The sequence below is a fragment of the Tenacibaculum sp. M341 genome (assembly GCF_004337695.1).
GTDB lineage: Bacteria > Bacteroidota > Bacteroidia > Flavobacteriales > Flavobacteriaceae > Polaribacter.
The window spans coordinates 53,368-67,319 of sequence record NZ_SJXJ01000016.1 but is presented as its reverse complement, the minus strand read 5'-3'; the positions used below and the strand labels follow the sequence as shown (position 1 = coordinate 67,319).

General features: G+C 29.1%; 13 protein-coding genes. 4 read left to right on the top strand and 9 right to left on the bottom strand.

Annotated features, from left to right (window positions below):
- Window positions 1-4: 4 nt before the first annotated feature.
- Window positions 5-3,178 carry a SusC/RagA family TonB-linked outer membrane protein gene (locus tag EYW44_RS16500; protein WP_132725085.1) on the bottom strand — a complete coding sequence of 1,058 codons (3,174 nt, stop codon included), beginning with the start codon at window positions 3,176-3,178 and terminating at the stop codon, window positions 5-7.
- A gap of 222 nt (window positions 3,179-3,400) precedes the next feature.
- On the opposite strand from EYW44_RS16500, the gene EYW44_RS16495 reads away from it, so the two are divergent.
- Together EYW44_RS16495 and EYW44_RS16490 are read left to right on the top strand one after the other, a co-directional pair.
- On the top strand, window positions 3,401-4,177 hold the full coding sequence (locus tag EYW44_RS16495) for a LytR/AlgR family response regulator transcription factor (RefSeq protein WP_132725083.1): 777 nt from the start codon (window positions 3,401-3,403) through the stop codon (window positions 4,175-4,177).
- A 30-nt stretch (window positions 4,178-4,207) separates the two neighbouring features.
- Window positions 4,208-5,002, top strand: a complete 795-nt coding sequence (locus EYW44_RS16490) for an ABC transporter substrate-binding protein (RefSeq protein ID WP_132725081.1) — start codon at window positions 4,208-4,210, stop codon at window positions 5,000-5,002.
- Here EYW44_RS16490 and EYW44_RS16485 read toward each other — a convergent pair.
- From EYW44_RS16485 to EYW44_RS16475, 3 genes are all read right to left on the bottom strand, one after another.
- On the bottom strand, window positions 4,982-5,167 hold the full coding sequence (locus tag EYW44_RS16485; RefSeq protein ID WP_132725079.1) for a Lacal_2735 family protein: 186 nt from the start codon (window positions 5,165-5,167) through the stop codon (window positions 4,982-4,984). The two genes, EYW44_RS16490 and EYW44_RS16485, sit on opposite strands and share 21 nt — an antisense overlap.
- Window positions 5,168-5,228: 61 nt before the next feature.
- The gene (locus EYW44_RS16480; protein ID WP_132725077.1) at window positions 5,229-6,044 is read right to left on the bottom strand and encodes a DUF5694 domain-containing protein; all 816 of its coding nucleotides are present in this window, start codon (window positions 6,042-6,044) and stop codon (window positions 5,229-5,231) included.
- A complete protein-coding gene (locus EYW44_RS16475) occupies window positions 6,034-7,284 on the bottom strand; it encodes a hypothetical protein (protein WP_132725075.1) in 1,251 nt (416 codons plus the stop codon). The genes EYW44_RS16480 and EYW44_RS16475 overlap by 11 nt, the downstream gene beginning before the upstream one ends.
- Window positions 7,285-7,494: 210 nt before the next feature.
- Between EYW44_RS16475 and EYW44_RS16470 the strand changes: the two genes are divergently transcribed.
- Both EYW44_RS16470 and EYW44_RS16465 read left to right on the top strand, forming a co-directional pair.
- Window positions 7,495-8,520: a sensor histidine kinase gene (locus tag EYW44_RS16470; protein WP_165872252.1), complete on the top strand. Its 1,026-nt coding sequence runs from the start codon at window positions 7,495-7,497 to the stop codon at window positions 8,518-8,520.
- The gene (locus tag EYW44_RS16465) at window positions 8,517-9,239 is read left to right on the top strand and encodes a LytR/AlgR family response regulator transcription factor (RefSeq protein ID WP_132725071.1); all 723 of its coding nucleotides are present in this window, start codon (window positions 8,517-8,519) and stop codon (window positions 9,237-9,239) included. Before EYW44_RS16470 ends, EYW44_RS16465 begins: the two co-directional genes overlap by 4 nt.
- Window positions 9,240-9,248: 9 nt before the next feature.
- Here the strand turns inward: EYW44_RS16465 and EYW44_RS16460 are convergent, their stop codons facing one another.
- The 5 genes from EYW44_RS16460 to EYW44_RS16445 form a co-directional block, all read right to left on the bottom strand.
- On the bottom strand, window positions 9,249-9,962 hold the full coding sequence (locus EYW44_RS16460) for a DUF4197 domain-containing protein (protein ID WP_132725069.1): 714 nt from the start codon (window positions 9,960-9,962) through the stop codon (window positions 9,249-9,251).
- Window positions 9,963-10,014: 52 nt separating this feature from the next.
- Complete coding sequence (locus EYW44_RS22305) at window positions 10,015-10,182, bottom strand: DUF5522 domain-containing protein (protein ID WP_165872251.1); 168 nt, start codon at window positions 10,180-10,182, stop codon at window positions 10,015-10,017.
- 198 nt (window positions 10,183-10,380) lie between these two features.
- Window positions 10,381-10,725 carry a hypothetical protein gene (locus EYW44_RS16455; RefSeq protein ID WP_132725067.1) on the bottom strand — a complete coding sequence of 115 codons (345 nt, stop codon included), beginning with the start codon at window positions 10,723-10,725 and terminating at the stop codon, window positions 10,381-10,383.
- 635 nt (window positions 10,726-11,360) lie between these two features.
- Window positions 11,361-11,915 (bottom strand): DUF4136 domain-containing protein, encoded by a 555-nt coding sequence (locus EYW44_RS16450; protein ID WP_132725065.1) that lies wholly within the window; start codon window positions 11,913-11,915, stop codon window positions 11,361-11,363.
- A gap of 12 nt (window positions 11,916-11,927) precedes the next feature.
- Window positions 11,928-13,952: a urocanate hydratase gene (locus EYW44_RS16445; RefSeq protein ID WP_132725063.1), complete on the bottom strand. Its 2,025-nt coding sequence runs from the start codon at window positions 13,950-13,952 to the stop codon at window positions 11,928-11,930.

Below are 13,952 nucleotides of genomic sequence, written 5' to 3'. Positions count from 1 at the left end.
TGTATTAAAAATTTAACGTAACACCTAAAGAAGTAGTTCTAGCTAAACCGAACTCATTAGATGCATTACCTGTTACACTTAACCTTGGATCATAACCTTGTCTTCCTTTAGACCATAAATGTAAGTTACTTCCTGTAGCATAAAATCTAACAGAACTCATACCTAACTTATCAACTACATTTTTACTTAAGTTATAAGAAAGAGTAACATTCTGTAAACTTAAATAAGAAGCATCAACTAAGAAAAAGTCAGAAAAACCAGCTTGATTAACATCCTCAATATCTAATCTTGGAATAGTAGCATTAGGATTTTCTGGAGTCCAAGAATTAAATACATCATTATGGAAATTATCTCCTGCTGATGTAGTTCCTAATAAGTTTTGATATACTCCATCATAACCGTAACCTCCAATTTGATAAGCAAAACCTATATCTAAAGATAAGTTTTTATATGAAAAGTTTGTTGAAAAACCTCCATAAAGATCTGGTATAGCTGATTTTCCTACAAAGTTTTCAGGAGCAGATACTCTATCATTTGTAGTTTCTCTATTACCATTAGCATCTAATGTATTAGTATACCACAAACCATCTCCATTTGTAGGATCTACACCTGCAAATTCTCTCATGAAATAATCAAATCTAGAACGTCCTTCTTGAAGTCTAAAATTACCATCATCAATAAATTCATTAGGTAATCTAGTTATTTCATTCTTATAATGAGTAGCATTAATATTAAAGTTCCAAGCAAAGTTTTCATTTCTGTATAACTCAGCACCTATTTCTACTTCGAAACCTTTATTCTCCATATCTCCAACGTTATTAGGTCTTGTTCCCACACCGTTGAAAGTTGCAATAGGTTCAAAGAATAATAAATCATCTACTTTTCTAATAAAATACTCAGCATTTAAAGTTACTTTATTAAAAATACCTAATTCAAATCCTGCATTAATATTAGTAGATGTCTCCCATACTAAATCTTTATTTCCAAGTTGGAAATCGTTTATACCTGGAGTATTATTTCCAGCATTCAAAATATCAAATTGATCAGTATAAGCGTAATAATTTCTATTATCTTGATCTCCAACAATTCTTCTATCTGCTTCATACAATATAGCATCATTACCTTGTTGTCCATAACTAGCTTTAACTCTTAAGTTATCAATCCAATCAACATCTGATAAAAAGTTCTCTTTATTAACAGACCAAGCAAACCCTAAACCATAAAAGTTACCCCATCTATTATCTGGGTGGAATACTGAAGAAGCATCTCTTCTGTAACTTGCATTAAGGAAATATTTATTATCATAATTATATGTTAACCTAGATAAATAACCTTCAACATTATAATCTTTTTGATAACCAGTTAAAAACTGAATATTAACACCATTATTTAAGACTGGTAAATCACTTAATACAGTCTCTGTTACTTGACCAGCAAGTAATCTGAAATTGTATTCATTTGATTCGTGTCCAACTAATACTGAAATGTTATGCTTACCATACTCCTTACCCCAGTTAATTAATTGTTGATGAGCAATTGTTTCTCCTCTATTTGAACGAGAAGTAATCCTTCCATTAAACTCTCTTGCATCTCCACCGATTGGAGTAGCTAATCTAGTGATATTAGCACTAGTTAAATCCATAGAGAAATTATATGTAAACTCGAAATCACTTAAAAACTTGATAGATAAACCTGCTCTACCTGAGAAGTTGTCACTTATGTTATCATTAACATCTAATTGACTAGTTGCTACAGGGTTTGAATTAGACTTAAATGAAGGCCTAGTTCCCACTGAACCAAATCTATTTAACCCAAAGTCAAAAGCTCTCTCTCCTGTAGCTGGATTGATAACAACGTTACCGTTAGCATCTCTACCATAAACAGGATATATAGGTGCTGTACCTCTTGCCCAATTTGCAATATTACTCACACTATTTGTTCTAAAACCTCCTAATGGGTTATCTGCTATAGTTTTAGCATAATTCATACTAGCAGAAACCTTTAACCATTCTGTTGGTTTATAATCAGAACTTAACCTTGCTGTAGTTCTTTTGAATCCTGAATTAACAATAATACCTTCGTCTTCTAAATCTCCAAAAGATAAAAAAGTACTAGTTAAATCATTTTTGTATTTCATACTGATATAGTTCTCTCTTCTTACACCTGTTAAATATGACTCATCTAACCAACTATCTTGGTATAAAAGATTTGCATTAGGGTTTAATTTACCTGTAAGAGGATCGATTATCTGTCCTTCAGCCACATCAAAACTGTTATAACCTAACGGGAAGTCAGAATTCGTTACAATATTAGCTGCTGCTGACTGAGCAGCTGCTTCAGGAGTTTGTCCTGCATCAATTAAAGCTAATCTAGTTCTATCAAAAACAGCTTCATAATACCTACCTGCATCAGTAATAACATCATATTCAGGTACAGCTCTAGTATTGACACCAATTTTAGAATCGATAGTTACATCAATTTTATCTGTTTTACCTTTTTTAGTTGTAATAATGATTACACCATTTGCACCTCTACTACCATATAAAGCGTTTGCAGAAGCATCTTTAAGGAAAGACATAGCCTCAATATCCTGAGGATTGATTGAGTTTAAGTTACCATTAAATACAACTCCATCAACTACGTATAAAGGATTATTTGATGAATTAATAGAACCAATACCACGGAATCTTACAGATGGATCTGCACCTGGAGCTCCTGATTGATTAATGATTTGTACACCTGCAACTTTTCCAACTAGCCCTTGAGCAACAGATGCATTTGTAACCTCACTTAATGTTTCACTCTTTAAAGTTGAAACAGATCCTGTTATTTCTTCCTTTTTTTGAGTACCGTAAGCAACTACGACAACTTCTTCTAATAAATTATCATTCTCCATGATAATATTAATTGGTGATGAACCAGACACAGCTTTCTCAACTGTTTTCATACCAACAAAACTGAATACTAAAACATCTCCATTTTTTGCTTTAATTGCAAATGCTCCATCAAAATCAGTTTCTACTCCATTTGTAGTTCCTTTAATAACTACATTAACGCCAGGTAACGGACCTGTCTCATCGGAAACGACCCCTTTAACTAGCTTCTGCTGCGCGTTTGCTGTGAAAACAACACACATAAAAAGCAACAAGTACATTGCATTTTTTAAATGTCGACTCATAAAATTATTTGATTTAAAATGATTATTGAATCGCTAAAATTAGACACCAAAGCTGCATATTAACAGTAATTTGATTCTAACAACCTACTTTTTGAAGTGAAAACATTCTTTTTTGAAGCAAACAACAACTATGTTAAATTACTCCTAATAGGGTTAAATTAACAACATCGCAAGGACTTTATTCATTATTTTAGCATAAATTATCAACTTAATTATTGCTACATGACAAAAATTAAATGTATAATAGTTGATGACCTTTGTATTGCTGTAAACAGAATAAAAAAATTGTTAAAAGGTCTCGAAACTATAGACATTATTGGGAGTTTTTCTGATCCGTTGGAAGCCATAGACTCTATAAACCATTTAAAACCTGATTTAGTATTTCTAGATATAAAAATACAGGGAGTATCTGGTTTTGATATAATCAAGCAAACGTATTCTAGAAATAAGCCGCTATTTGTGTTTATTACTAGTCATAATGAATTTGCTTATAAAGCTTTTGATTACTCTGCTTTTGATTATATAACAACTCCATTTGAAGACAATCGTTTTTATCAAACGATAAACAATGCTATGGAATACAAAAGAAAAGAGGAGTTAGTAAATCTACAATCAAGCCTAAACGACATTCTTTCTATTGTTCAGAATACAGACAAAATTGAAAGTAGAAAAATAAATATCAAATCTGGTAACAAAATATCTTTCTTAGATGTTGATACAATTAAGTATGTTTCTGCGTCTGGTTACTACATAGAAATTTTCACTACTAACAATAAGAAGCATTTATTGAGAGAGTCTTTATCAAGCATTATCAAAAGATTAAACTCAAATAAATTTATCCGCATACATCGATCAACAATCATTAACTCTGATTTTATAGAAGAAATTATAAGTTCAAGTTATGGTGAAACCGATGTTAAAATAATAGAATCAAAATCTACTTTTAGGGTTAGTAAAGGTTATAAAAAAGAGTTTCAAGAATTAATGGGAGTAAAATAATTTTATTTTTGCACTGTTAAAACAAAGACTTTGAAAATATCAGATCAACTCAACAGAGAGCTTAATATCTTAAACACACCTAAACGAATAGTTTCTTTAGTACCTAGTTTAACTGAGTTACTATTCGATTTAGGATTGGAGGAACAAATTGTTGGCTTGACCAAATTTTGTATACATCCATATCACTTAAAACAAACAAAAACTATTGTTGGTGGAACAAAAAAAATTAAACTGGATGTTATTAAAGATTTAAAACCTGATATCATTCTCTGTAATAAAGAAGAAAATACTGAAGAAATAGTTAATTCATGCAATGAAATTTCTATTGTTCATGTTTCTAATATTTTTACATTGGATGATGTTTTTGAATTAATAGAACAATATGGTCTTATTTTTTCTTGTAGAACTGAAGCCTCAAAGATTTATCAGAAACTTAAATTCAAGATAAACGATTTTAAGAATTTTGTAAATTCATATGACTCCAAAACCGTTGCTTATTTTATATGGAGAAATCCGTGGATGGCTGCTGGGAATAACACTTTTATCAATCACTTACTTGAGCTTAATAAGTTTGATAATATTTATAAAAATAAAGAACGCTATCCTGAGATACAATTAAAAAAGATACGATTAGAAGGAGATCCGGAAATAGTTTTCCTTTCTTCAGAACCTTATCCTTTTAAGGAAGAACACGCTTTTGAAGTTGGTAGATGTACACACCATGCTAAAACCGTTTTTGTTGACGGAGAATTATTTTCATGGTACGGTAGTAGACTTTTGAAATCGTTCGATTATTTTAAAAAATTACACCAAAGAATTGTCTAAATATTTTATTCTGCTAATTTTTTCTAAAATCTTCATTGCCTTGTAAGAGGCTATGTCACTTTTAGCTTCATCAACATACTTGTAATCATTAGAGCGTTCCATTAGTTTTTCGTAGCGATCTTCAAGATGTCTTTTATACCTAATAAGTTGTTTAAGTTGAGACATAACACATTGAATTTCAGTTTAAATATAACAAATAAAAAACTGAAATTCAACATTTTAACAATTATTCTAAATACATTTTTATTGATTGCAACTCATAAATAGGACTTCTTTTCATAAACACATTAAAAAACGCAGCATGAGTAGCTCCAGATACAATTAATACTCGATCTTCTTTTGACATTGGTACTTTATTTACATTAGAAAACATTCTTAAATTTCGTTGATAAAACTTAGCCGCTTCGTCCGCTCCCTCAAATCCCTTTTCTGAACTAACATAACTAAGCATATCAGCATTATAATTCAATAAAAAGTCATATGATTTATCTGTATTTAACAATAACAATGTATTTTTCAAACCTATCTGATTGACATTACCTATCAAACCTTTTAATTTATTATTTAAAACTTCAAATAATTCAAAATATTTAGTTGATTTATTCTTTTTAGCAATATCCTTTAAATCATAATTGTATTCCATTTTATGATCAATCCCATAAATATTTTTAACATTAGTTTTTTTTCCTATCGCAAATGCAATTAAACCTATCTCAGACTTGCCATAATAACCAATATCCGCGCCAGTATCAGCTTTATATTTTTTATAAGCTTCTTCTAATTTTGTTTGATATCTAGGCTCTTGTTCAACCAAAATAATGGTAGGCTTAAAATTAGCGATAGATTTTACTACGTAATCAATCTCTTTCTTTGCTTTACTGGACGCTTCGTTATATTCAGTTTTATTTGCATCTGAGGTTTCTCCCATATGAAACATTCCTATATTTAACACTTTTATCTTTTTATTAGCCCTTTTTTGAGATTCTTGAGCAAAAGTGATTATACTTATAAAACTCAATAGCAATAACAATTTATTTTTCATTTTTTTGATTAAAGTTATACATTATCGATTCATCAACAGGTAAGATTAACTGATAATCATACCCTTCAATTACTTTTTTTAACGAGTGTAAATCTCCATTTTCTGGTAACTTAATTCTACCCGATTTTACATCTTCTCTTATTTCTTTTAAATTGATGATTGTCCATTCATTCTTTTTTGCAAACTGAGTAAACAAAGACAATCTACCATAAAACTTTTTATACTTTTTCAAATTATCATTCATAATTTCCCCATCTCTTACAAAAGGTCTCCATGAATTTATACTGCTACTTACAGTATTATTTTTTTCAGCCAACTCTTCTGTGTAATTTCCAATGTCGTAAGCACCATTAGATATAATTTTAGAAGCATGAAGGCTACCTAATTTTATAAACATTTTAGCTTTTCTATTTTTATTGAAAATTTCATACAAATTATTCCTCATATAACTAATTCTATCTACATGAGAATCTTGTCTCCATCTAATATAGATATCCCAACTTAACTTTAAATCCTCAATTATTTTCATAGCTTCAACGTCATTAGATGTAAACTGATTAAAAAAAGTAATCACGTCGTCATCTTTTAAAATTTCACCCAAAGCATTTTTAATTTTCTCTTCTTTTCTAGCCATTAAATAATCAAAGATTTTCTTATTAGCTTTTTCTTTTAAGCTCACAATTTTATTATAGTTATTTTCATTCTTTTTTAATTGCACTAACTCATCTAAAAAGAATAATACTGAATAATAATACTCTTGATCAATTCCATGAATTTTCATATTGTGCTTTCTTATTTCAGAAAGAAACTTAGCATCTTCTACTCCTGCAAAAAAAGGAATAGGATCAGCACTTTCTCCTAATGCTACTTTCTTGTACTTTGTATTAAAATCACGTAATTTTTCAACTGTTAATTCTGCTTCCTTTGATAATTCTTCTAACTTTTGCGCAGAATTAGGCCCTACTTCCGCTACAAACTCAGTGTAATTAGATTTTGCTAATAACGGAATTAATGCTTTTGTTAAAATTGACGTTTGTTTAGAATAATGACTTTCCCCAAAAACAATGAACTGAGATTCCTTAATCATTTTTAAAATCATCTTTTTTCCTTCTCCTTCAATTTTATTGTTCTTTACAGTAAAATTAGACAACTTACTTTCTACATAGCTTTTATTAATTTCTTTTTCTTGTCCGCAAATTCCCCAAACAATAAAACAAAAAATTAGTGTGTATTTTTTCATTCTGTACGGTTTAAAATTCTTACACAAGATTACTTCATCATTAAGAAAAAAATTAAAAAATTACACCAACTAGCTGTTTAACTAAACGAATAACAAAAAACATCTTAATATAGTTTTGGTTGTGTAAAAAACCTGCTTTATATAAAAAAGACTGCTTTTCATCATGAATTTTAAGTAGGTTCAGAAATGATTTATATTTTTACTAATCTTATGAAAAAAAACACAGAATTAAAGTATAACATAATTGTCTCTCTACTATTAATATTAATAGATTTTGGATGGGGAATTTTCATAAAAAACAAAACAAAACTTCCTTTAGTTTTTTTACTTAATACAACTTATAGCATTAGCTTTTTTACTGTTTACTTTTTAAATTACTTTTATGTATTGCCTAAATTTTTAAAAACTAAAAAATATGTTTGGTTAGGAATTTCTTTTATCGTTTTACTTTTAGTTTTTGCAGGTATTCGTTTTTTCTTAGAAGAAGTTATTTCTCTTCATCTATTTAATATTCATAATTATAATTTAGAGCAAGAAAATATTTTATTTATCTACTTATTAGATAGTTTTATTTTTGCATTCAAGGCATTTTTATATAGCAGTGTTGTTTATTTATTATTTAGAAACAACGAAAATAAAACAGCTATTCACGATTTAAAGTTAGCTCATGAAAAAGCTCAATTATCTTCTTTAAAATCTCAATTAAGCCCTCACTTTTTATTTAATACACTTAATAATTTCTACATAGAATTATATGATGAAAAACCAGAAACTGCTGAAGGTATTTTAAAACTATCTCAATTATTACGTTATATTACTTATGAAACAACAGACGACTTTGTTTTTTTAGAAAAAGAAATACAATTTATTAAGGACTATATTTATTTTTTTGAACGTAGATATGAAGATAATTTACATTTAAAACTAGAAATAAATGGAATTATAAACACTCAAAAAATCCCTTCTTTAATTTTAATTCATTTTATTGAAAATGTTTGTAAACATGGAACTATTAATAATGCTGAAAAACCAGCAAAAATTAATATTGACATTAAAAAAAGTAGTTTAGAAATCAGTACCAAAAACTATGTAAACACTTCTGAAAAATATATGGAAAAAGGTATTGGTACAAAAAATATTAAACAGCGATTAGATGTTATCTTCAAAAATAATTATACATTAACCCAAGAAAAGAATGATGCTATTTTTAGTAGCTTTTTAAAAATTCCATTATGAGTAAAGTTTTAAATTGTTTGATTGTTGACGACGAACCACCTGCTATTCGCTTATTAGAAAAGTACATTTCTAAAATTTCATTTTTAGAAGTTCAACAAACATTTACAAGTCCTTTACAAGCTTTACAGCACATTGAAAAAGATAACTTTGATATCATTTTTCTAGACATTCAAATGCCTGAATTAACAGGATTACAACTTTCGAAAATTATTAATAAAAAGGTTGAAATTATTTTTACCACTGCTTATCCACAATTTGCTTTAGAAAGTTATGATGTAGCTGCTATTGATTACTTATTAAAGCCTATTGATTTTGAACGCTTTTACAAAGCTGTTTTAAAGGTTTACAATCGTTTTTCTAATGAAACAATTACTAATACTACAAGCAATACACAAAACGATTTTTTCTTTTTAAAAACAGATGGAAAAAATAAGTTTGTTAAGGTATTTTTAAACGAAATAGTATACATTGAAAGCTTAAAAAATTATGTTAGCATTCAATTAAAAGATGAACAAATTATCACCTACAGTACTTTAAAAAAAATTAAAGAAAACTTACCTGAGGACCAATTTATTCAGATACATAAATCGCATATTGTGGCAATTCAACACATAGAGAAAATAGATAACGATGCTGTTTTTATGCAAAAAAAAGAACTTTCAATAGGTAACACCTACAAAAAGTCCTTTTTTAACTTAATAACGAATAAGCAATTATAATTTATTTACCTATCGTTTATCTTGTAAAGCAAATACTCTCCTTAATAAGTCTGTATTTCTTAAACCTATTTTATTTCTAATTCCTTTTTCTTCTACAGCAATCATAGTAAAAACTCCTTTTAAAGCTTGATTAGTTACATAATCTGTTAAGTCAGGATTTACTTTATTTACAAAAGGAATTGAATTATACTTAGTGATTAAGTTTGACCATATTTTATCTGCCCCTACTTTACCGAAAGAATTTTTAATCACCGGATTAAATTTTGAATATAATGCGCTATTTGTTTTTCCTTGTAAATAATTAGTTGCAGCATTGTCATTTCCTAATAAAATATTCTTAGCATCATTAAAAGTAATATCTTTAACTGCAGTAACGAAAATTGGTGTAGCTGTTTTAACTGCATCTTCTGCAGCTCTATTTAAAGCTTTTACACCTTCATCTGCCAATTTACTTAAACCTATTTTACGTAATCCATCATCAACTGCCTTCAACTCTTTTGGTAATAAAATTTTTACTAATTCATTTTTATAAAAACCATCTTGAGCTGTTAATTTTGAAACTTGATGTTGAATACCGTTATCCAACGCTTGACGTAACCCTGCTCCTATTTGTTGTTGTGTTAAAGCTCCACCAGCTTGGGGTAACTGACTAGCTATTTTTTGTAATTCTGCACAAGCAGTTAATTGAAGCGCTATAAAAGCAATAAAAATCTTTTTGATCATATTAAAAGTTTTATGTATTCTTTTGAAACTATTTACACTGATAAGTCACAGTTTATTTGATAAAACTATCCGTTTTTTTATCATAACCATACGGACAATGTTTACATCCACTCTTACAACAATATCCTCTTCTTAAGTGATACTCCTCTTTAAAAACTCTATACCCTTGTTCATTAACATAATATTCATCTGGAGTAGGCTTTAAAATCTTTTTAATCATATCACAAATATAATTTTATTTATAGTCTCATCCTAAACACAAAAATTAATGTTTTATTTCTAATGAAGATATATTTTAAAAACAAAATCTCAGACAAGAGAATACTCCTTATCTGAGATTTAGATTTACACAACCTGTTTCTAAATTTTCGTTTATGTCTAATAAACGTTACTATTCAAAAAAGAAACTTCTAAAGTTTTATTGCTTAACCATTTTTACTGGTACTACATAAGTTCTTGAACCTATACTAGTATTTAATTTTTTATGATCAAGTCTTCTTCTAATATACTTTTCAACGATTTCCTTATTAAAATCTGTAGCTACTGATAAAACATTAATTTCATTTTTATCATCAACAACTAATTTTACAGTAATTGAAAAATCTCTTTCTAAAACAAAACTAGGCTCTTTAAGCAGCTTTTGTACCGTATTAGAAACTACCATTCCCTCTTTATCATCAATAGGGTTTCCATCTTTAGCATTTGCAATTAATGTACAAAATGCTACCATAATAACTGTTAATACTGTTTTAATTGACTTCATAGTGATTGTTTTTTAGTTTTTATTAAATTTTAATTAATCAATACTTTTTAAAAACTGATTTATAATCGATTACAAATTTATAGTCTAAATTCAGTTTTAATGTTATTCTAATTTTAACAAAACAAACACGAGAAATTTCTCAAAAAAACCATTTTTGCAGTCTTTACAATTGAAAAAAACGCATAAATTTTAAATTTAGCCTTGTTATTTTAAAAATTCAATAGAATTAGCATCATCGAAATAAGATATAATTAAACAATCACACTTTTCATTAGGGAATAAAAAAACGAAACTAAAAATTGAATTTACTAAAAGCTTGTAGTATTTTATTTTAGTAAAAAAAGTATTGCCTTTTTAGAGATATCTTAGTTCTAAAGTAGCAGTATTATCATATAGATAAAAAACCTGAAATCACTGAAAAAAAATCAGTAAGTTAATTTAAAGTTAACAAATAGTTAATTAAACATTAACAGTTAATTACACTTCTTTTTTTGTAAAAATAAATCAAAAAAAGCAGCTTTTTATTGCTTAAAATAAGCAACTACAAAATCATAAAACTACCTGTTATTAGCACATAAAAAAAGCGTTGAATATGTAATTCAACGCTTCAAAAATATGATTTTAAAAAGACCTCCTTATTTTTTTAACTTCATTCCTGGAGGATACTTATCTAAGATTTTCTTTACAAATTCGTTAATACGAGCTTCTTTTCTTTCCGCTGATGTTCTAACTGATAAAGCTCCTGAACCAATACCTTGCCATACTAATTGCTTGTCTTTAGCATCAATAATATCAATAAATAAAGTTCCTTCTGTATATTGATTAACATTTAATCTGTTAGCGCCACCCCACATCCAAGGGTTCCATCCCCAACCGAAGCCAAATCCCCAGCTAACGTTATCATTAATATCTACACGTTCTCTAGATTTGGTAAATAAACTGATTAACACATCTGGATTGGAAGATTTCTGCATTCCTTTAGCTACTAATTCTGCTTCAATAGCTCTTAAAATTCTTTTCTTATCTAAATCAGAAATATCAACTTTATCAATTCCTGGTTTATAAAAGGCAAAAGATTTATAAGCAACAAAATTTGCTTTGGTATCATAATCTGTTGCAACTCTTACTGAACTACAAGAAGAGAGTAATAATAAAAATGCGAATGGTAAAAAGAGTCTTGCTAACTTCATGGTAATTAATTTTTATACGTTATTAAATAAAGCATCATCAACTACATTAGGCAAAGTAACTTTTAGATTTTTTTCTATTTCCATAGCTCGTTTTATAGTAAAAACAGCTTCGTTATTTCTTGCCCAACTTCTCCTTGCAATTCCGTTATTAACATCCCAAAATAGCATTGATTGTAAACGTTTAGATGCTTCTAAAGATCCATCAAGAAGCATGCCAAATCCTCCATTTATAACTTCTCCCCATCCAACACCTCCACCATTGTGAATAGAAACCCAAGTAGCACCTCTAAAACTATCTCCAATTACATTATGAATAGCCATATCAGCTGTATATCTAGAGCCATCATAAATATTAGATGTTTCTCTATATGGTGAATCTGTTCCAGAAACATCGTGATGATCTCTTCCTAAAACTACTGCACCTATTTCTCCGTTTGCTATTGCTTTATTAAAGGCTTTTGCTATTTTAATTCTTCCTTCAGCATCTGCATATAAAATTCTAGCCTGTGAACCTACTACTAAGTTATTCTCTTGCGCTCCTTTTATCCACTGAATATTATCTGCTATCTGTTGCTGAATTTCCTCTGGAGCTTCTTTCTTCATCTCCTCTAATATTTCACAAGCAATCTCATCGGTTTTATTTAAATCTTCTGGCTTTCCTGAAGCACAAACCCATCTAAATGGTCCAAAACCATAATCAAAACACATTGGTCCCATAATATCTTGCACATAACTCGGATATGCAAAAACTTCACTTCCTAATTCAGATTCTTCAGCAGGGCAAAAATCTCCATCTTTATCTTTGTATACCATCGCCCCTGCTCTACTTGCTTCTAATAAAAAGGCATTTCCATAATCAAAGAAATAAGTTCCTTTTTGGGTATGTTTATTAATTAAAGATGCATGCTTACGTAATGATTGTTGCACCTTTTGCTTAAACTTTTCTGGCTCATCAGACATCATATTATTAGCTTCTTCAAACGAAAGTCCCATTGGATAATATCCTCCTGCCCAAGGATTATGTAAAGAAGTTTGATCAGAACCTAAATCAACATAAATATCTTCACTATCAAACTTATACCAAACCTCAACAATGTTTCCTAAATAAGCGATAGAAACTGTTTCTTTAGCTTCTTTAGCTTTCACCACTCTTGCTACTAGCACATCTAAATCATCAATAACCTCATCAACCCAACCTTGAGAATGACGTGTTTTTACTGCCTTTTCGTTTACTTCAGCACATACGGTTATACAACCTGCAATATTTCCTGCTTTTGGTTGCGCTCCACTCATTCCTCCTAAACCAGCTGTTACAAATAAACCTCCTTTTGGCGATTTATTTATTTTTCTAAATCCGTTTAAAACAGTAATTGTCGTTCCGTGTACAATTCCTTGAGGTCCAATATACATATAACTACCAGCAGTCATTTGTCCGTATTGCGTTACTCCTAATGCATTAAATTTCTCCCAATCATCAGGTTTAGAGTAATTAGGAATCATCATACCATTTGTTACTACAACTCTTGGAGCATTTTCATGTGAAGGAAATAATCCCATTGGATGTCCAGAATACATTACCAATGTTTGCTCATCATTCATTTCTGAAAGATATTGCATGGTTAATAAATATTGTGCCCAATTCTGAAAAACACTTCCATTTCCTCCATAGGTAATCAATTCATGCGGATGTTGAGCTACAGCATAATCTAAATTATTCTGAATCATTAACATGATAGATTTTGCCTGTAATGAGTTACCAGGATATTCATTAATATCTCTAGCATACATTTTATAATCTGGACGAAAACGATACATATATATTCTACCGTAATCTTCTAACTCTTGAGAAAATTCTGCTAATAACTCTTTGTGATGTTTCTTATCAAAATAACGTAAAGCATTCTGTAATGCTAATTTTTTCTCATCCGTAGATAAAATATCCTTACGCTTTGGAGCATGATTAACAGTTGTATCGTATTCTTTTTTTGGAGGTAATACCTCCGGAATTCCTTGTTGTATGTGTTCTTTAAATGTCAT